General features: G+C 72.4%; 2 protein-coding genes (1 of these 2 running past the window's edge). Both read right to left on the bottom strand.

Annotation, left to right across the window (positions count from 1 at the left end; translation table 11 throughout):
- On the bottom strand, positions 1–3,134 hold part of the coding region annotated (locus tag VFZ09_RS06155) for a non-ribosomal peptide synthetase/type I polyketide synthase (RefSeq protein ID WP_329726535.1) (this coding region is incomplete at its 3' end). 8,752 nt of the annotated region lie to the left of the window's left edge; 3,134 of 11,886 annotated nt are visible.
- On the bottom strand, positions 3,127–20,322 hold the full coding sequence (locus VFZ09_RS06150; protein WP_329726534.1) for a non-ribosomal peptide synthase/polyketide synthase: 17,196 nt from the start codon (positions 20,320–20,322) through the stop codon (positions 3,127–3,129). The genes VFZ09_RS06150 and VFZ09_RS06155, both read right to left, overlap by 8 nt.

Here is a 20,322-nt window from a genome sequence, read left to right as displayed (position 1 = left end):
CCGGAGATCCGGATCGCCAGCGGCATGTTCAGGGCCGGGTTGCCCGGCTCGCGCTGCTCCATGCGCCAGACGCGCTCCTGGACGACGGAGAGCGGCAGCTCGCCCTGGCGATCGATCCGCACCATGGCCTCGGGCGCCGCGGGCCCGGTGGTGGGCTGGGCCGCCTGGAGCAGGGACTCGATGTGCGCGGAGATCCCCGCCACGGTGGGGGCGTCGAAGAGCGCGCCGAGCGGCAGCTGCACGTTGAACGTCTCGCGCAGGCGGGTGAGCATCTGCGCCGCCATCAGCGAGTTGCCACCCAGCTCCAGGAAGTCGTCGTGCGGACCGATCTCCACGGTGCCCAGACGCTCGCGCCAGATCTCCATGACACGGCGCTCGATCTCACTCCGGGGCGCGGCCACGGGCACGGCTACGGGCGCGGCCACGGGTGTGCTCGCGGGGGCCTTGGCCATCCCGGGAGCGTCCAGCGCGGGCAGCGCGGCCGTGGTCTGGAGGCGGCAGGACTTCTCCTCGAACGGGTACGTGGGCAGCGGGGTGCGCCGGCCGGCTCCGCCCGCGTGGAACTTCGACCAGTCCACCTCGACGCCCGCGCTCCACAGCTCTCCGAGCGAACGCAGCAGCCCGGCGTAATCACTCTCCGAGGGCCGGCGGCGCAGCGACGGCACGGAGATCATCCGCTTGTCCTGGCGCACGCGCGGGCGGCACAGCGACGTGAGATCCTGTCCCGGACCCACCTCGAGCAGGGCGCTGCAGCCGTCCGCGATCAGCACCTCGAGCCCCGCGTCGAAGCGCACGGGCTGGCGCATCTGCCGGGCCCAGTAGGCGGGATCCGTGGCCTCCTCGGGGCGGATCCACGTGCCGGTGAGGCTCGACACGTAGCGCAGCTTGGGCGCCTGGAGACGCAGGCCGGAGACGGCCCTCGCCAGGTCCGGCATCAGCGGCTCCACCGCGCTGGAGTGGAAGGCATGAGCCGCGGGCAGGCGCACCACGCCCACGCCCCGGCCAGAGAGGGTCTGCTCCAGCTGCGTGACGGCCTCGACGGGTCCCGAGACGACGCACCGGCCGGGACCGTTGACGGCCGCCAGCGTGAGCCCGCCCGTGAGCAGCGGCAGCAACTCCGCTTCCTCCAGGCCCACCGAGAGCATGCCTCCCGGAGGCATCCGCGCCATCAGGGCGCCTCGGGCCACGGCGAGCCGCAAGCCGTCCTCGGGAGACAGCACGCCGGCCACGCACGCCACCACGTACTCACCGTAGCTGTGCCCCAGCATCGCGTGCGGCTTCACGCCCCAGGACATCCAGAGCCGGGCGAGCGCGTGCTCGACGATGAAGAGCGCGGGCAGTGCCACACGCGGATCCGCCAGCCGTTTCGCGGCGTTCTCCTCCTGACCCGGGGGAGTAAGCACCAGGGCCCGCACGTCGGCCGCGAGCGAAGGCTCCAGCCGCGCGAGCGCCGCGTCCACGTCCTTGCGGAAGCCCGGCTCGGCCGCGTGCAGCTCGCGGCCCATGCCCACGGCCTGGACACCCTGCCCGGGGAAGAGGAAGGCCACCCTGCGCGTCCGGTTCGCCTCCACCGCCGCCGGCAACTGGCGCAGCCGCTCCACCAGGCTCGCCGCGTCCGTGGCCACCACGGACTGCCGGTACTCGAAGGCCCGCCGGCCCACGTTGCGCGTGAAGGCCACGTCCGCCAGGGACACGCCGGGCGTGGACTCCACGTGCGAGGCCAGCTCCCGCGCCATCTCCGCCAGGGCGGTGGGCGTGCGCGCGGACAGCGTCACGAGCCGCTGCGGGCGGCCATCGGTCTTGTCCGCCACGACGGGAGGCGCCTCCTCCAGCACCACGTGGGCGTTGGTGCCGCCGATGCCGAAGGAGCTCACGCCCGCCCGGCGCGGCACCTCGCCACGAGGCCACGGCTTCAGGGCGGTGTTGACGAAGAAGGGGCTGCGCTCGAAGTCGATCTCCGGGTTGGGGCGCTCGAAGTGCAGGCTGGGCGGCAGCTCCTCGTGCTTCAACGATAGCGCCACCTTGATGAGCCCGGCCACGCCGGCCGCCGCGTCCATGTGCCCCAGGTTCGTCTTGAGCGAGCCGAGGCCGCAGAAGCCCTTGCGGTCCGTGGTCTTGCGGAAGGCCCGCGTCAGCGCGGCGACCTCGATGGGGTCTCCCAGCGACGTGCCGGTGCCGTGCGCCTCCACGTACTGGATGTCATCGCCCTCGAGCCCCGCGTAGGCGAGCGCGTCCGCGATGACCTCGGCCTGGCCCTCGACGCTCGGCGCGGTGTAGCCGGCCTTCTGGTGGCCGTCGTTGTTGATGGCCGAGCCCTTGATGACGGCGTGGATGTGGTCCCCATCCCGCAGGGCATCGGCCAGGGGCTTGAGCACCACCACGCCCACGCCGTTGCTGGCCACCGTCCCGGCGGCGCGGTGATCGAAGGCGCGGCAGTGCCCGTCCGGCGAGTAGATGAGCCCTTCCTGGTACACGTAGCCCGTGCGCTGGGGCGTGGCGATCCGCACCGCGCCGGCCAGGGCGACGTCCGACTGCCGCGTCAGCAGGCTCTGGCAGGCCATGTGGATGGCCACCAGGCCCGTGGAGCACGCGGTGTACACGGCGACGCTCTCGCCCCGGAGCTGGAGCTTGAAGGACGTCTTCATCGCCAGGCTCTCGGGGCCGGACGTGGCCAGATCCAGGCCCGCGGCGGGATCCTTCCGCGCCTCGCCGAGCAGCGACAACAGGTGCCCGGAGGCGCCCGCGCCCGCGTAGAGCGAGATGCGCCCCGGGAAGCGCGTGGGATCATACGCGGCGTCCTCGAGCGCGGCCCAGGCGCACTGGAGGAAGAGGCGCTGCTGCGGATCCATCCACTGCGCCTCGCGCAGCGGGATGTCGAAGAAGCCGTGATCGAAGTGGTCCGAGTCCTCGAGGATGCCACCGGCGCGGACGAAGGCCGGGTGGTTCCACACCTCCTCGGGCACGAGCGGCGAGCGCTCCAGTTCGTTGCGCGAGAAGAACGAGATGGACTCCACGCCGTCCCGGAGGTTGCGCCAGAAGGCACGCAGATCCCTGGCACTCGGGAAGCGCCCCGCCATGCCGATCACCGCGATGTCGTTGCCTTGATCCTCGGGCTGCACGTTCTGGTCATCCATTTCCGCGATCCCTTCGCCTGCCCTGCCGCCGGAACGCCTGCCGCCGCTGTTCCGCGCGATCTTCATGAACCTCGTTGTCCTGCCCGTCCGCCGTGGCTTCCCCGTCCCTCTCCAGGGAAGCGGCGAGCGCTCGTACCGTCGAGTGCTCGAAGAAGCGTGTGGCGGGCACGTCCCGCTTCAGCTCCTCCCGCAGGAGCGCGCAGGCCTTCACCACCGACATGGAGTTGCCACCCAGGTCCGCGAAGAAGTGGTCTTCCACTCCCACGCGCTCCACCCCGAGCACCTTCGCCAGCAACTCCGAGATTTTCCGCTCCAGGGGCGTGGTGGGCTCCACGAACTCGACACCGGCCGGCCGCGACACCTCCGGCTCCGGGAGCGCCCCGCGATCCACCTTGCCGTTGGGCGAGAGCGGAAGCGCCGCCAGCGGCATGAGCACCGCCGGCACCATGTGCTCGGGCAGCCGCTCCGCGAGGAAGGTCCGCAGGGCGCGCGAGTCCAGCTCGTGCCCGGCCCGTGGGACGGCGTAGGCCACCAGCCGCTTGCCGCCCGCGGGATCCGGCCGCGCCACCACCACCGCCTCGGCGACACCGGGGTGCTCGCGGAGGGCCTCCTCCACCTCGCCCGGCTCCACGCGGAAGCCGCGGACCTTCACCTGCGCATCCATGCGCCCGAGGAACTCCAGCGTCCCGTCCGCGCGGTGGCGGACCCGATCGCCCGAGCGGTACAGCCGCCCGCCGGGCTCCAGGCCGAACGGATCCGGGATGAAGCGCTCCGCCGTCAGGTCCGGCCGCCCGAGGTAGCCCCAGGCCAGGCCATCTCCGCCCATGAGCAGCTCGCCCGGCACGCCCACGGGCACGGGCCGGAGCTGGCGATCCACCACGTACACCCGCGTGTTGGCGATGGGCTGGCCGATGGGGATGGAGCCCTCGGGAGCGGCGCCCTCCATGACATGACAGGTGGTGAAGGTGGTGTTCTCCGTGGGCCCGTATCCGTTGACGAGCACACCGCCCCGCGAGAGCCGCTCGCGCACCGCGGCCGGAGGCAGCACGTCTCCGCCCGCGAGCAGCCGCCGCACGCCCCGCAGCGCCTCCGGCCGCATGGCGGAGATCTGCTCGAAGAGCGCCGCCGTCAGCCAGAGCGTCGTCACCCCGTGGCGATCCAGCACGGACTTCAGCTCGTCCACCGTGGGGGTGTGCGGCGGGAAGAGGACCAGGCGCGCACCGTGCAACAGGGGGCCCCACAGCTCGAGCGTGGCGGCGTCGAAGCAGATGGGCGCGAGTTGGAGGAACACCTCGTCCGGCGCCCACCGCGCGAAGGACGAGCCCAGCACGAGCCTCGCCACCGCGCGCTGCGGGATGCAGACGCCCTTGGGCCGCCCGGTGGAGCCCGAGGTGTACATGACATAGGCCAGGGACTCGCCCGGCACGTGGATGCCCGGGGAGTCCTCGGGCTCGCGGGCGATCTCGCTCCAGCCCTCGTCCAGCAGCACCACCGCCGCGCCACGCTCCGGCAGCACCGGCACCAGCGCGCGCTGCGTCAGCACCACCGGCACGCGCGTGTCCTCCACCATGAAGGCCAGCCGCTCACGCGGATAGGTGGGATCCAGCGGCACGTAGGCGCCACCGGCCTTGAGGATGCCGAGCGTCCCCACCACCAGCTCCATCGAGCGCTGCACGCACAGGCCCACCGGAGTCTCCGGCCCCACGCCCCGCCCCACCAGGTGCCGGGCGAGCTGGTTCGCGCGCCGATCCAGCTCGCGGTACGTGAGCCGCTCGTCTCCGAGCTCCACCGCCACCGCGTCCGGCGTGCGCTCCGCCTGAGCCTCGAAGAGCGCGGCGAGGCCCGTGTCACGCGGGTAGTCCACGCGGGTGGCGTTCCACTCCACCAGCAGACGCCGATGCTCCGCCGGGTCCATCATCGGCAGCTCGCCGAGCCGCCGGCCCGCACCGGCCACCGCGCCCTCCAGCAGCACGCGCAGCTGCTCCATCATCCGGGTGGCGGTGGCGGGAGTGAACAGGTCCGCGTCGTACTCCAGCGTCCCGGCGAAGCCCTCGGGCGCGTCCGTGAGCGAGAGCGTGAGATCGAACTTCGCGGTCTCGGTGCCCAGCTCCACCGGGCGGAAGGTGAGCCCCGTGGCGGCCCCCTCCAGCCGCGGTGCCTCCTGGAGGGCCAGCACCGCCTGCACGAGCGGAGCATGGCTCAAGCTGCGCGGAGGCTGGAGTGCCTCGACCAGCTTCTCGAACGGCAGATCCTGGTGGGCATAGGCGCCGAGCGTCGTCTCGCGCACGCGGCCCAGCAGCTCGCGGAAGGTGAGCTCCGGCGAGAGGCGGGTCCGCAGCACCAGCGTGTTGACGAAGAAGCCGAGCAGGTCCTCCAGCCCGGGATGGTGGCGGCCGGAGATGGGAGAGCCCACGCAGACATCCTCCTGACCCGAGGAGCGGGACAAGAGGAGCTGGAAGGCGGCCAGCAGACCCATGAAGGGCGTGACACCCTCACGGCGGCAGAGGGTCCGGAACGCGGAGGACAGCCCGGCCGGGAGCTGGACGCGGACGGAGGCACCGCGGTAGCGCTGGACGCCCGGGCGCGGGAAGTCCGTGGGCAGCTCCAACACCGGCGGCGCGCCCGCGAGCCGCTCGCGCCAGTAGCCGAGCTGCGTCTCGAGCGCCTCGCCACGGAGCCACCCGCGCTGCCAGACGGCGTGATCCACGGGCTGGAGTCCGGGCGCGGGCAGCGGCGAGGGCCGGCCCGTGAGCTCCGACTCGTACAGCGCCAGGAACTCCCGGATCGTCACGCCCAGGGACCAGCCGTCCGAGATGATGTGGTGCAGCGTCAGGACGAGCAGGTGCTTCGTCTCGCCCGTGCGGAGCAGCAGCGCGCGGATGAGGGGCCCGCGAGCGAGGTCGAACGGCCGCCGCGCCTCCTCGGTGGCCACGAGCAGGGCCTGGGTCTCGCTCTCCTCCGTGGGCAGCTCGCGGAGATCCACGACCGGCAGGGACAGCTCCACCTGGGGGTGGATCCGCTGCACGGGCTCGCCCGCCTCGAGCACGAAGGTGGTGCGCAGCGCCTCGTGACGCTGGAGCAGCCCGGACAGGGCCCGCTCCAGGGCGGGCAGGTGCAGGGAGCCTTCCAGCCAGGAGGCCCAGGAGACGTTGTAGAGGGACGTGCCGGGCTGGAGTTGATCCAGCAGCCAGAGGCGCTCCTGCATCAGGGACAGCGGCAGGGAGCCCTCGCGGGGCACGGGGACGATCGGTGGTGGGCGCACCGCCTGGGGGAGCTGGCGGGCCGTGGAGATGCGCTCGGCCAGCCGCGCCACGGTGGGCGCCTCGAACAACTCTCGCAGCGACAGCACCACCCCGAAGGTGGCGAGGACGCGCGACACCACGCGGGTGGCCAGCAGCGAGTGCCCACCCAGCTCGAAGAAGCTGTCATGGGCGCCCACGCGCGAGACGCCGAGCAGCTCGCCGAAGAGGCCCGCGAGCAGCTCCTCCACGGGCCCACGCGGAGCGACGTACGAAGCATCCCCCTCGCCCGGCACCTCGGAGGGCGCGGGGAGCGCGCGGCGATCCACCTTGCCATTGGGCGTCAGCGGCAGCCGCTCCAGGGGAACGAAGGCGGACGGCACCATGTACTCGGGCAGCCGCTCCGCGAGGAAGCGATGCAGCGCGCGTCCCTCGATGGACTGGCCCGCCACCGGCACGACATAGGCCACGAGCCGCCGCGAACCTCCAGCGGCATCCTCGCGCGCCAGCACGGCGGCCTCGCGCAACGCGGGGTGCTTCAGCAGCACCGCCTGAATCTCGCCCGGCTCCACGCGGAAGCCGCGCACCTTCACCTGCGCATCCACGCGGCCGAGGAACACGACCGAGCCATCCGCCTGGAGCCGCACGCGATCGCCGGTCCGGTACAGCCGGGCTCCGGGCTCGGCGCTGAACGGGTGGGGCCGGAATCGGTCCGCGGTCAGCTCGGGCCGCCCGAGGTAACCCCAGGCCAGGCCGTCTCCGCCGATCCACAGCTCCCCTGCTCCGCCCGGCGGCACGGGCTCCAGTGACTCATCGAGCACGTACTGCTCCGTGTTGGCCAGCGGCCGGCCAATGGGGAGCGTCTGACTGCCCTCGGGGACCTCGCGCACGAGGTGCCAGGAAGCGAAGGTGGTGCTCTCGGTGGGACCGTAGACGTGGAGCAGCCGTTGCGGCGGCCCTTCGCGGAGGACCGCGCGGACCGGCCGCGGATCCACCGCCTCGCCGCCGAAGTGGAGCTGCCGCAGCCCGCGGAAGGCGTCCGGCACCTCGGTGGCGATCTGGTTGAACCAGGCCGTGGTGAGGAAGAGGACGCTGATGCGCTGCTCGTGCAGCCACGTGGCGAACGGCCTCGGCGCGAGCGCCACCTCACGCTCCACGCCCACCAGCCGGGCCCCATGCAACAGTGCGCCCCAGATCTCGAAGGTGGCCGCGTCGAACGAGGCGTTGGACGCCTGCGCCACACGGTCCTCGGGCACGAGTTGGATGAAGTCCGTCTCCACCACCAGCCGGACCACGGCGCGGTGCGGGACACAGACGCCCTTGGGCACGCCCGTGGAGCCCGAGGTGTAGATGACGTAGGCGAGATCCTCGGCGGAGGCCGTGGATTCCGGAGCCGTGTCGGGAAGCCCCTCGAGCTCCCCTGCCCCATCCAGCGCGAGCACGCGCGCGGACCCCGCCGACAGTCCGTCCCGCAGCCGCTGCTGGGTGAGCAGCACGGGCACGCGGGCGTCCTGGATCATCCAGGCCAGACGCTCGCTCGGGTACGCGGGATCCAACGGCACGTAGGCGGCACCGGCCTTCAGGATGCCCAGCACGCCCACGATCAGCTCCGCCGAGCGCTCCACGCACAGGCCCACGGCCGAGCCTCTCGAGACACCCAGTGACAGGAGGCGATGCGCCAGCCGGTTCGCCCGGCGCTCCAGCTCGGCGTAGGTGAGCGAGACGTCACCGAAGGACACCGCCACCGAGCCGGGCGTCCGGGCCACCTGGGCCTCGAACAGCGCGTGGATCGTGGCCTCACGCGGGAACGCGGTCCGCGTGGCGTTCCACTCCACCACCACCTGACGGCGCTCGGCGGCGGACAACAGGGGCACGTCTCCGAGCCGCCGCTCCGGAGCGGAGACCATTCCCTCCAGCAGTGTCCGCCAGTGCGCCAGCAGCCGCGTGGCGGCGTCCGCGGAGACACGCTCGGAGCGGAACAGCAGCTTGAGGTGCAGCTCGCGGCCCGGCACGGCCACGGCGGTCAACGGGTAGTGCGTGCGCTCGAAGGGGCGGAAATCCCCGAGCGACAGGCCCGCCACGCCCCGCTCGAGCGCCGCATCGATCGGATAGTTCTCGAAGACGAGCAGGCTCTCGAAGAGCGGCGTACCCCGGGGAATGTCACTCCAGCCCTGGATGCGCGCCAGCGGAACGTGCTCGCGCTGGCCCAGCTCCACCAGCCGCGCCTGGAGCTCGCGCAACCAGGGGACCCGCTCCTCGCCCGTGCGAATCCGGACGCGCACGGGCAGCGAGTGGATGAACAACCCCACCGCCTCCTCGATGCCCGGCAGCTCCGGCGGCCGGCCCGCGAGCGTGGTGCCGAAGACGACATCCTCGCCCGCCCCGTACCGCGACAGCAGCAACGCCCACGCGCCGTGCACCAGCGTGCTCGGCGTGAGACCGTGACGCCGCGCGAAGTCCTGGAGCGCCGTGGTGGTCCGCGCGTCGAGCACGGCCTCCCGCTCGCCCGCTCCACTCGCGACACCGGACTCGCCCTCTCCCGGCAACGGGGTCGGAGCGTCCACGCCCGCGAGCAGCTCGCGCCAGAACGCCTCGTCCCGCTCGGGCCGCCGCCGTCCCAGCCATTCGATGTACGCGCGGAAGTCCAGCGCACGCAGGGGCCGCCACGCCTCGCCACGGACGAGCGCCGCGTAGGCCTCGAGCACCTCCGAGAGCACCCGCGCCAGGCTCCATCCGTCCAGCACCAGGTGGTGGAAGCTCCAGACGAACCGGTGGGCCTGCTCCCCCAGCCGGATCAACGTGAAGCGCATCAGGGGCGCCCGCGTCAGATCGAAGCCACGGGCCCGGTCCTCGCGAAGGAAGGACTCCAGCCTGTACGCCTGCTCTTCCGCCGGAACGCCGCGCCAGTCGAGCTCGCTCCACGGCGGCTCCACATGCGTCCGCACCACCTGGACGGGCTCATCCAGGCCCGCCCACTGGAAGTCCGTGCGCAGCGCGGGGTGGCGCTCCATCACCAACGCCCAGGCCTGACGAAGCGCGGGAGCATCGAGCGCCCCGGTGAGCGTCCAGCTCCGCTGCTCGAAGTACGCCTCCGTCCCGGGCTCCAGCAGCACCTGGAACAGGAGTCCGTGCTGGAGCGGAGAGAGCGGGTAACTCTCCTCGGAGGCACCGGTGCGCGCGAGCGCCCGGAGCGACTCCGCGCAATCGGCGGCCAGCGCCTCGATCGTCTCGCGGGCATGCAACGACTCGCTGTACACCCAGGACAGCTCCAGGCGCCCACCCGCCGCACGCGCCACCACCTCCAGCACATGGCTCCGGAGTCCACCGGCCCCATGCGAGGGCCCCACGGATTCGGGCGCGAGGCCGAACCGGGACGCACCCAGCGCGCCCGCGTCCAGTTGCCCGAGGTAGTTGAAGCAGACCTCGGCGGAGGGCCGTGCGCGGAGCTGCTCGGAGGCCGCATCCTGGCGCAGGTAGCGCAGCAGGCCGTAGCCGAGTCCCCTGCCCGCCCGCCGCTCCCTCGCGGCGCGGACCGCCTCGAGCGCCTTCTCGGGAGCCGCGTCCTGGAGCTCCAGGCGGACCGGATGCAGCGCGGTGAACCAACCCACCGTGCGCGAGAGGTCCACGTCCTCGAAGAGCTCCTCGCGCCCGTGTCCTTCCACGTCGATGAGCAGCCGATTCCGGCCACTCCAGCGAGACAGGGCCCGGGCCACGCCCGCGAGCAGCAGCTCATCCACGCCCGCGCGCAGGGCGGACGGCAGCTCGTGCAGGAGCGCCCGCGTCACCTCGGGCTCCAACGTCACCGTGACGGTGCGCTCGGAGCCGGGCGTGTTGCTTCCTTGCCGATCCCGAGGCAACGTCGGCACGTCGCCCGTGGTCTCCTCCAACCAGAAGGGCAGCTCCGCCGCGACGGCCTCCGACCGCGAATGCGCCTCCAACCGGCGCGCCCAGGTCTGGAAGGACGTCGTCTTCGCGGGCAACGCGAGCGGCTCGCCCCGGCCCAACTGGTGCAGTGCGATCGTGAGGTCCTCCAGGAGCACGCGCCAGGAGACGCCATCGACGGCGAGGTGGTGGATGACCAGCAGCAGCCGGCCGGTCCGCTCCGGCCCCCGGTCGAACAGCACCGCGCGCACGAGGAGTCCCTCGTCCAGCGACAGGCTGGCCTGCACCTCGGCCGAGACACGCTCCAGCTCCACGGCCTGCTCGGACTCCGGCAGCGTGGACAGATCCACCCGGCGCAGCGACACCTCGCGTCCCGGGGCAGCGCAGTTCTGCTGCCAACCCGTCCCCACGCGCTTCACGCTCGAGCGGAGCGCATCATGGTGCTCCACCAGTGCACGCAGCGCCTGCTCCAGCAGGGCGGCGTCCACCGGCTCGCGCGTCTCCAGCAACAGCGCCTGATTGAAGTGGTGCGCTTCGGGCAGCTCCCGCTCGAGGAACCACCGCTGGATGGGCGTGAGCGGCACCGGTCCGGACACCGGCCCCTGATCGCCAAGGGCCCGTCCCGTTCCAGCCGCGAGGGCCAGCTCGGCCAGGGTCTGGTGCTGGAAGAGTTGCCGGACGGTGAGGTGCAATCCCGCCTGCCGGGCGCGAGCAATCACCTGGAGGCCGAGGATGGAGTCCCCACCCAGCTCGAAGAAACGATCGTGGGCACCCACTCGCTCCACCCCAAGCACCCCGGCCCAGATCTCCGCGAGCCGGCGCTCCATGTCATCGCGAGGCGCGACGGAGGCCTCGCCACTGCTGGCCCGTGCGCGAGCCGGCGCGGGGAGTGCCCGGCGATCCAGCTTGCCACTCGGCGAGAGCGGCAGTGCCTCCAGGGACACGAAGGCCGAGGGCACCATGTACTCGGGCAGCGAGCTGCCCAGGAAGGAGCGCAGCGATTGAGGCGCGAGTTCCTCTCCGGCGGGGACGACGTAGGCCACGAGGCGGCGATCCCCCGGCACGTCCCCGCGCACCACCACCGCGGCCGAGCGCACATGCGGATGCCGCAGCAGCGCGGACTCGATCTCCCCGAGCTCGATGCGGAAGCCGCGCACCTTCACCTGGTCATCCAACCGGCCGAGGTACTCGATGGCGCCATCCGCCAGGAACCGGGCGCGATCCCCGGTCCGGTACAGCCGGCCGCCCGGAGTCTCCGCGAACGGATCCGGAACGAAGCGCTCGGCGGTCAGCTCGGGCCGCCGCCAGTAGCCACGGGCCAGCGGCACACCCCCGATGAACAGCTCACCGGGGACACCGGGAGGCACCGGACGCAGGTGCTCGTCCAGCACGTACATCCGCGCGTTGGCGATGGGGCGACCGATGGGAACCAGCGGCCGCCGGTCCTCGGGCTCGCACGCCCAGAACGTCACGTCCACGGCGGCCTCGGTGGGCCCGTAGAGGTTGTGCAGCTCCGAGCGCAGCCGCGCGTGGAAGAGATCCCTCAGGTCTGGAGGCAGGGCCTCGCCGCTGCAGATGACACGCTTGGGGCTGAAGCGGGCATCCAGCTCGGGCGCCTCCAGGAAGTGCCGCAGCATGGAGGGCACGAAGTGCAGCGTGGTGATCCGCTCGCTCGAGATGACACCGGTGAGGTACGCCGGATCCCGGTGCCCACCGGGCCGGGCCATCACCAACCGGGCGCCCGTCATCAGCGGCCAGAAGAACTCCCAGACGGAGACGTCGAAGCTGAACGGCGTCTTCTGGAGGACGCGATCCTCCGCGTCCAGCCCGTACGCCTCCTGCATCCAGAGGAGCCGGTTGCAGATGGCGGCGTGGGAGTTCATCGCGCCCTTGGGCCGTCCAGTGGAGCCCGAGGTGTAGATGACGTAGGCCAGATTGCCGCCAGACAGCACGGCCCGCGGGCGCTCGGTGGACTCGCGGGCCACGGCCTCCCATTCCGAGTCCAGACACACCACGGCCGCATCGCCGTGAGGCAGACCCGGGGCGAGCCGCGCCTGGGTGAGGAGCACGGGCGCCGACGCATCGGCGAGCATGTACTCGAGCCGCTCGCGCGGGTACTCGGGATCCAGCGGCACGTAGGCGCCACCCGCCTTCAGGATGCCGAGCAGCCCCACGACCATCTCGAGCGAACGATCGGTGCACAGCGCCACCAGCCGGTCCGGGCCCACACCCCGGGCGCGCAGATGATGGGCGAGCTGATTCGCACGGGTATCCAGTTCCCGGTACGTGAGGTGCGCGCCCTCGAAGGACACGGCCACCGCGTCCGGCGAGCGATCCACCTGGGCCTCGATGAGGCGGTGCAGGCACGCCTCCGGCTCGCGAGGCAGCCGCGTGTCATTCCACTCCACCAGCACGCGGCGGCGCTCCTCGGGCGTCAGCAGCGCCAGCTCGTGGACGCTCTGGGCCGGCTCGTGAACGGCGCTCTCCAGGAGGACGCGCAGGTGCGCGAGCATGCGCTCGGCGGTGGAGGGCTCGAAGAGATCGGTGCTGAACTCGAGGGTCGCCGAGAATCCGGCGGCCGTCTCCATGAGGCTGAGGCGCAGATCGAACTTGGACGTGTGGCTCTCCTGCTCCAGCACGCGCAGCTGGAGACCCGGCAGGGACAGCTCCGGCAGCGGATCCTCCTGGAGCACGAGCATCACCTGGAAGAGCGGGCCGCGGCCGAGGTCGCGCTCGGGCTGGAGCACCTCCACGAGCTTCTCGAAGGGGGCGTCCGGGTGGGCGAAGGCGCTCAGCACGGTGTCGCGGGCGCGGCCGAGCAGCTCGCGGAAGGACGGGTTGCCCGCGGTCGACACGCGCAGCACGAGCGTGTTGACGAAGCAGCCGATGAGCCCTTCCAGCTCGGTGCGGTCGCGGCCGGCCACGGGCGTGCCGACGCAGAGGTCCTCCTGGTCGCTGTAGCGGGACAGCAGGGCGGAGAAGCCCGCGAGCAGGACCATGAAGGGGGTCGCGCCCTCGCGGTGGGCCAGGTCCTTCACGGCCTGGGAGAGCTCGGAGCTCAGGAGCGAGTGCCGGCTCGCGCCCCGGGAGCTGCGCACGGGAGGCCGGGGATGATCCGTGGGCAGCTCCAGCGACCGGGGCGCTCCCGCCAGCCGGGTGCGCCAGTACGCGAGCTGCGCCTCCAGGGCCTCGTCTCGCAGCCACCCACGCTGCCAGGCGGCGTAATCCACGTACTGGAGCAAGAGCTCCGGCAGGGGCGAGGCCTGGCCCGCGGAGAAGGCCGGATAGAGCGCGGCCACCTCGCGGACCAGCACGCCCAGCGACCACCCATCCGACACGAGGTGGTGCAGCACGACGAGCAGCACATGCTCGCGCTCGCCCAGGCGCATGAGCGAGACCCGCAGCGGCGGCCCCGAGACGAGCGCGAAGGGCCGCAGGGACTCCTCGCCCGCGATCCGCGAGACCGCCTCCGCCTGGGCGGAGCCGGAGAGCCCCGTCAGGTCGACGCGGGCCAGCGGAAGCCGGACCTCCGGGGAGATGACCTGGACGGGCTTGCCGTCCTCGGCGTGGAAGGTGGTCCGGAGGCTCATGTGGCGCCGGACCACCTCGAGGAGGCAGCGCTCCAGCACCGCCACATCGAGCACGCCGTCGACGCGGACCGTCACGGCCTCGTTGTAGGCGGCGTTCTGGGGATCGAGCTGCTCCAGGAACCAGAGCCGCTGCTGGGCGAAGGACAGGGGCAGCGCGCCCTCGCGGGAGCCCGGCACCAGGGCAGGCGTCCGGGGAGCCGTCTTCGGGAGCGCGTCGATGCGCTCGGCGAGCGCGGCCACGGTGCCGGCCTCGAACAGCTCACGCAGGGCCAGTTCCACGCCGAAGGCATCGCGGAGCCGGGAGATGGCGCGAGCGGCGAGCAGCGAGTGCCCACCGAGCGCGAAGAAGTCATCCCCCGCCCCCACCTGCTCGACGCCCAGCACGGCGGACCAGATCTCCGCCACGCGCTGCTCGGTGCGGGTGCGCGGGGCAATGAACTCCCGAGCCACCTCGCGCAGTCCATCCGGCGCGGGCAGCGCCTTGCGATCCACCTTGCCATTGGGCGTGAGGGGGAACGCGTCGAGCGGCACGATGGCGGAAGGCACCAGGTGCTCGGGCAGGAGCCGGCGAGCGAAGGCGCGCAGCGCGTCCGTGGAGGCCGCCTGTTCCGGCCGGTGGATGACGTAGGCCACCAGCCGCGCACCGCCGGCCGAGTCCTCGCGAGCGGCCACGACCGCCTGCCGCACGCCGGGATGCTTCTCCAGCACGGCCTCGATCTCACCGGGCTCCACGCGGAAGCCACGGATCTTCACCTGATGATCCACGCGGCCGAGGAACTCCACCGTCCCATCCGCCCGCCAGCGCGCGAGGTCTCCGGTCCGGTACATCCGGGCACCGGCCTGGGCGCTGAACGGATCCGGCAGGAAGCGCTCGGCGGTCAGCTCGGGCCGGGCATGGTAGCCGCGAGCAACACCGGCGCCACCGATGAACAGCTCCCCGGGCACGCCAATGGGAGCGGGCCGCAGCCGCGCGTCCAGGACATAGAGCGAGGTGTTCGCGATGGGCGTGCCGATGGGCACCGGACCCGAGGCCCCGTCCACGCGGTGCGTGGAGGACCAGATGGTGGTCTCGGTGGGGCCGTACATGTTCAGCAGCTCGCCACCGATCGCGCCGCGCAGCCGGGCCGCGAGGTCCGCCGCGAGCGCCTCACCACCCACCATCAGCCGCGACAGACCCGCGAGCGCCTCGGGGGCCTCGGGCTCCAGCAGCAGGGCCTGGGCGAGCGAGGGCGTGCACTGCAAATGGGTGATGCCGTGGCGCCGGATCTGCGCGGGCACCGTCAGGCCGTGCTGACCCTGGAGGCGGAAGTCGCGCTCGGAGCGCTGCCGCAGGGCATCCAGCGCGGGCAGGCTGGCCAGCACGGTGTCCGAGTCCACGCCGAAGTCGATGAGGCACGCCACCTCGTCCACGCCGAGCGCCTCGAGCCGCGCCACCTGCTCGCGGCAGGTCCGAGGCGTTCCGAAGAGGCCCGCCTCCTCGAAGTAGCGATCGAAGGCGCGCTGGGCGAGCACCTCCAGGTCCCCGGACTGCACGGACGAGGGCTCCAACCCGAAGGTCCGCCCCAGGCCACGCATCAGGTCCGCGGAGCTGCTCAGGTAGCGGCGGAAGGGCCCTTCCACCGTCGCGCGCACCTGGTCCAGGTCCTGCCCCACGAAGGTGTGGAGCATGAGCGTGACGTGTCCCTCGCCCGGGTGGCCGGCCTCGCGCCAGGCCTCGCGGTAGAGGGCCACGCGCTCCCGCAGCTCGTCCCACCGCTGGCCGAGCAGGTGCGTCAGGACGCCCGCGCCCAGCCGGCCCGCCTCGCGGAACGTCTCGGGGTTGCCGGCGGCGGTGAGCCAGACGGGCAGCTCGCGCTGCACGGGGCTCGGGCGGATGCGGACCTCCACCGGAGCGCCTGTGCCACCGGGAAGGGAGACGGTCTCTCCGCGCCAGAGCCGCCGCACGGTGTCCAGGCCGCGCATCGCCAGCGCACGGCGCTCGGCATAGCGCTCGGGGGCGAGCACGAAGTCATCCGCGTTCCAGCCCGGAGCCACCGACAGGCCCACGCGCCCCTTGGAGAGGTTGTCGACGACGGCCCAGTCCTCGGCGACGCGCACAGGGTGGTGCAGCGGGAGGACGACACTGCCGGCGCGGATGCCCACGCGCTCGGTGACGGCGGCGATCGCCGCGCCCGTGAGGGAGGGATTGGGGTAGAGCCCGCCGAAGGAGTGGAAGTGACGCTCGGGAGTCCAGACGGCCTCGAAGCCGTGGCGATCCGCGAAGCGCGCACCCTCCATGAGCAGACGGTAGCGGTCGCCTCCCTGCTGCGCGCCGTCATCCGCGGCGAAGTAGAAGAGGCTGAAGCCCAGGGGCTTGCGGCGACCAGTGCGGCGGGGAGCGGCGGCCAGCGCGCCCTGTTCACCCTGCACGGCGACCTTGAAGCCGCGAGCCAGGGTCCAGAGCAGCTCCAGCACGGAGATGTCGAAGGACACGCTGGTGACGGCGAGCCACGAGCCCGGCGCCGCGCCGACGCGCGCATCCATGCCGGTGAAGAAGTTGGCGAGGTTGCGGTGGGGGATCAGCACGCCCTTGGGGCGGCCGGTGGAGCCGGAGGTGTAGAGGACGTACGCGAGGTTGTCCGGGCCCACGCCGGTCGCGGGGGCCTCCTCGGCCAGCTCGGGCGAGCCGGGCGGATCCAGGGGAACCACGGTCCGAGCACCGGACGAGAGCGCGCCCACCAGATGCCGGTGCGCGAGCACCACGGGCGCCCCGGAGTCCTCCAGCATGAAGGCGAGCCGGGACTCGGGGTACGAGGGATCCAGCGGGAGATAGGCACCCCCGGCCTCGAGGATGCCCAGGAGTCCCGTCACCAGCTCCAGCGAGCGCTCCGCGCAGAGGCCGACCACCACCTCGGGGCCCACGCCCGCGGCACGAAGCCGGCGAGCCACGGCGTTGGCCCGCAGTTGCAGCTCCCGGTACGTGAGCGACTCATCGCCACAGACGACGGCCACCGCCTCGGGTGTCCGCGCGGCCTGGGCCGAGAAGAGCGCATGGACGCACGCCTCCGGGTACTCGGTGCGCGTGGCATTCCAGTCCACCAGCACCTGACGCCGCTCGTGCTCCGGGAGCAGCGGGAGCGCGGAGAGCCGCTGGTCCGGGTCGGCGGCGACGGCCTCCAGCACCACGAGCAACCGCTCCGCCATGCGGGTCACGGTGGAGGCATCGAAGAGGTCCGTGGCGTATTCGAGCCAGCCCTCCAGGCCCCCGGCGCCATGCGCGAGGGACAGGGTCAGGTCATAGGCCGTGGCACCCGGATCGAGCTCCACGCGGCGAGCCTCCAGGCCGGGCAGCGCGAGCTCCGCACCGGGCTCGGGCAGGAGGACGAACAGCACCTGGAACAGCGGAGCACGGCTCCGGTCCCGCGAGGACGGAAGCGTCTCGGCGATGCGCTCGAAGGGGACATCGCGATGGGCGAAGGCCTCGAGCGACGTGGTCCGGGTGCGGGCCAGCAGCTCGCGGAACGAGGGATCGCCGGAGAGGGACGTGCGGAGGACGAGGAGATCGAGGAAGCAGCCGATCAACCCCTCCAGGCTGGCGCGATCCCGGCCATTGACGGGAGTGCCAACGCACAGGTCCTCCTGGCCCAAGTGACGCAGCAGCAGGGTCTGGAAGGCCGAGAGCAGCGTCATGAAGAGCGTGGCGCCCTCGCCGCGGCCCAGGGTCTCCAGGCGGGCGGTGAGCGGCTCGGAGAGGTGCAGCGGAACGCGAGCGCCCCGGTACGACGGCGAGGCAGGACGGGGCCTGTCGGTGGGCAGCTCCAGGGCGGAGGGAGCACCGGCCAGCCGTTGCCGCCACCAGGACAGAGACTCCGCGAGGGCCGCATCGGTCTCCCGCTCGCGGCGCCAGAGCGCGTAATCGGGGTACTGGACGGGGAGCGGCTGCGGGGAAGCCGAGGCCCCCCGGGCGAAGGACGCGTAGAGCGCGCTCAACTCCCGGGCCACGAGGGCGAAGGACGCACCATCCGAGACGATGTGGTGCATCACCACGACGAGCAGGTGCTCGCGAGCGTCCAGGCGGATCAACGTGACCCGGAGCAGCGGGCCGCGCACGAGGTCGAAGGGAGCACTCGCCTCCTCCCGGGCCAGCCGGAGCGCTTCCTCCTCACGTCCCGAAGCGGGCACCGCCTGAAGCTCCACGAGCCGGAACACGGACGGAGGCGTGGACGAGATGACCTGCCGGGGCGAGCCATCGACCTCGAGGAACGTGGCCCGGAGGATCTCATGCCGCTCGAGGAGGGCCGTGAAGCTCCGCTCGATCGCCGCCACATCCAGCTCGCCCATGAGCCGGAGGGCGGAGGGAAGGTTGTAGGCGGGCTTACCCTGCTCGAGCTGCTCGAAGAGCCACAGCCGCTGCTGCGCGGACGAGAGCGGTGCCCCGGCCCCATCCGGACGGCGGGGAATGGACGGGAGCCCCGCGTCCCGCGCGTTGAAGATCGTCCGGGCCAGCGCGGCCACGGTCGGCCCATGGAGCAGCTCGTCCATGCGGAGGACGGCGCCCAGGTTCTCGATTTCATGGGCCAGCTCGACGGCGGCCAGCGAGTCCAGACCGAAGCTCGTGATAGGCACATCCTTCGCGAGCTCCTCAGGACGCACGCGGAGCCGCGCCGACAGCCGGGCCACGAGCCAGGTCTCCAGCTCCTCGACGGAGACCGGATGGGCGGGAGCCTCCAGCACCGGAGTCCCCTGCCCTCGCGCCACCCCGTCCGTATCCCGCCAGAACAGGAGCGCGCGAGGCCAACCGGCGAGCAGCTCGGCCTTGCAGGCGCGGCGCTGGATCTTCCCGCTGGACGTCTTCGGCAGGGCACCGGGCTCGAGCAGCACCAGTGCATGGAGCTGCACCTCGTGCGCCTCGGACAGGCTGCGGCGGAGCGCGCCCACCACCTCGTCGGGCGTCCAGGGCTTGCGCGAATCCACCTCGTACACCACCGCGAGCCGCTCCTCGCCCTCCACCTCGATGGAGAACGCCGCGCCACATCCGGGCCGCAGCGCGGGGTGGCTCCGCTCCATCGTCAGCTCGAGGTCCTGCGGGTGCAGGTTGCGGCCCCGGAGGATGATCAGATCCTTGCGCCGGCCCACGACGAAGAGCTCGCCGCCATGGAGCACGCCCAGGTCCCCCGTGCGCAGGAACCGCTCAGGGCCCCCATCCACCACGGTCGCCTGGAAGGCGGCCTCGCTCTCCTCGGGGCGCTCCCAGTAACCGTGGGCCACGCTCGGGCCGGAGATCCAGATCTCCCCCACCCTGCCCTCGGGGCACGCCCGCCGCGTCTCCGGATCCACGATCAGGAGCGACTGCTCGGGCATGACCTTGCCGCAGCTCACCAGCGGACGAGCACCGGGCCCGTCCACGGCCGCCACGGCCTCGTTGCGCTCCAGCGCGGCGGCCTCCCAGATGCGGACGAGCACGCCCTCGCCCTTCTTGCCGCCCGAGGCGATCAGCGTGCCCTCGGCGAGGCCGTAGCAGGGATAGAACGCCTCGGAGCGGAAGCCAGCGGGAGCGAACGCCTCGGCGAAGCGGCTCATCACCTCGGGGCGGATGGGCTCGGCGCCGCAGAAGGCGAGCTCCCAGCGGCTCAGGTCCAGCCCCTCGCGCTCGGGGGGAGGCACCTTGCGGACGCAGAGATCGAACGCGAAGCAGGGCCCGCCGCTGATGGTGCCGCCGAAGCGGGAGAGCGCCTCCAACCAGAGCCGGGGGCGCCGGAGGAAGGCGAGCGGGGACATGAGGGCCGTGTGGAAGCCGGCGTAGAGCGGCTGGAGGATGCCGCCGATGAGGCCCATGTCGTGGTACGGCGGCAGCCAGATGACGCCCACGCTGTCGGCCCGGACCTCGAAGGCGCGCGAGATGAGGGACAGGTTGTGCAGCAGGCTGCCGTGGCTGAGCCGCACGCCCTTGGGATCGCCGGTGGAGCCGGACGTGTACTGGAGGAAGGCCAGCGAGTCGCGCGTGGCCTCGGGCCGTTGCCACCCGGCCTCCACGCCCTCGTCGATGGCGTCGGTGGCCACCCAGCGCAGCGCGGCGAGCTCCGGGGCCTGCTCGAAGAGGCTCTCACCCATCTCGCGGATGAAGGAGATGGTGAGCACCACGCTGGCGCGCGCATCGCGGATGATGGCGCGCAACCGCGGGAGCGTGCGCTCGAGCCGCGTGGGCTCCGGCGGGTACGCGGGCACGGCGACCAGCCCCGCGTAGACGCAACCGAAGAAGCCCGCGACGTACTCCAGGCCGGGCGGATAGAGCAGCACCGCGCGCTCTCCGGCCCGCGCCAGGCACTGGAGCATCGCGCCGATGCGCCGGGCCCGGAGGTCCAGGGCCGCGTAGCTCACCACCTGCTCCTCGCCCTCCTCCAGGAAGGTGTAGAGGGGTTGCTCGCACTGGGCGCTGGCGCGCGTCTCGAGCAGCTCCAGGAGCGTGGTGGCGGAGGACGGTTGACCGGGAAGGCTCAT

The organism is Archangium sp., assembly GCF_036277355.1.
Taxonomy (GTDB): domain Bacteria; phylum Myxococcota; class Myxococcia; order Myxococcales; family Myxococcaceae; genus Archangium.
Note: the sequence above shows the minus strand (reverse complement) of the source record. Positions and strands in the feature narration are given on the sequence as shown.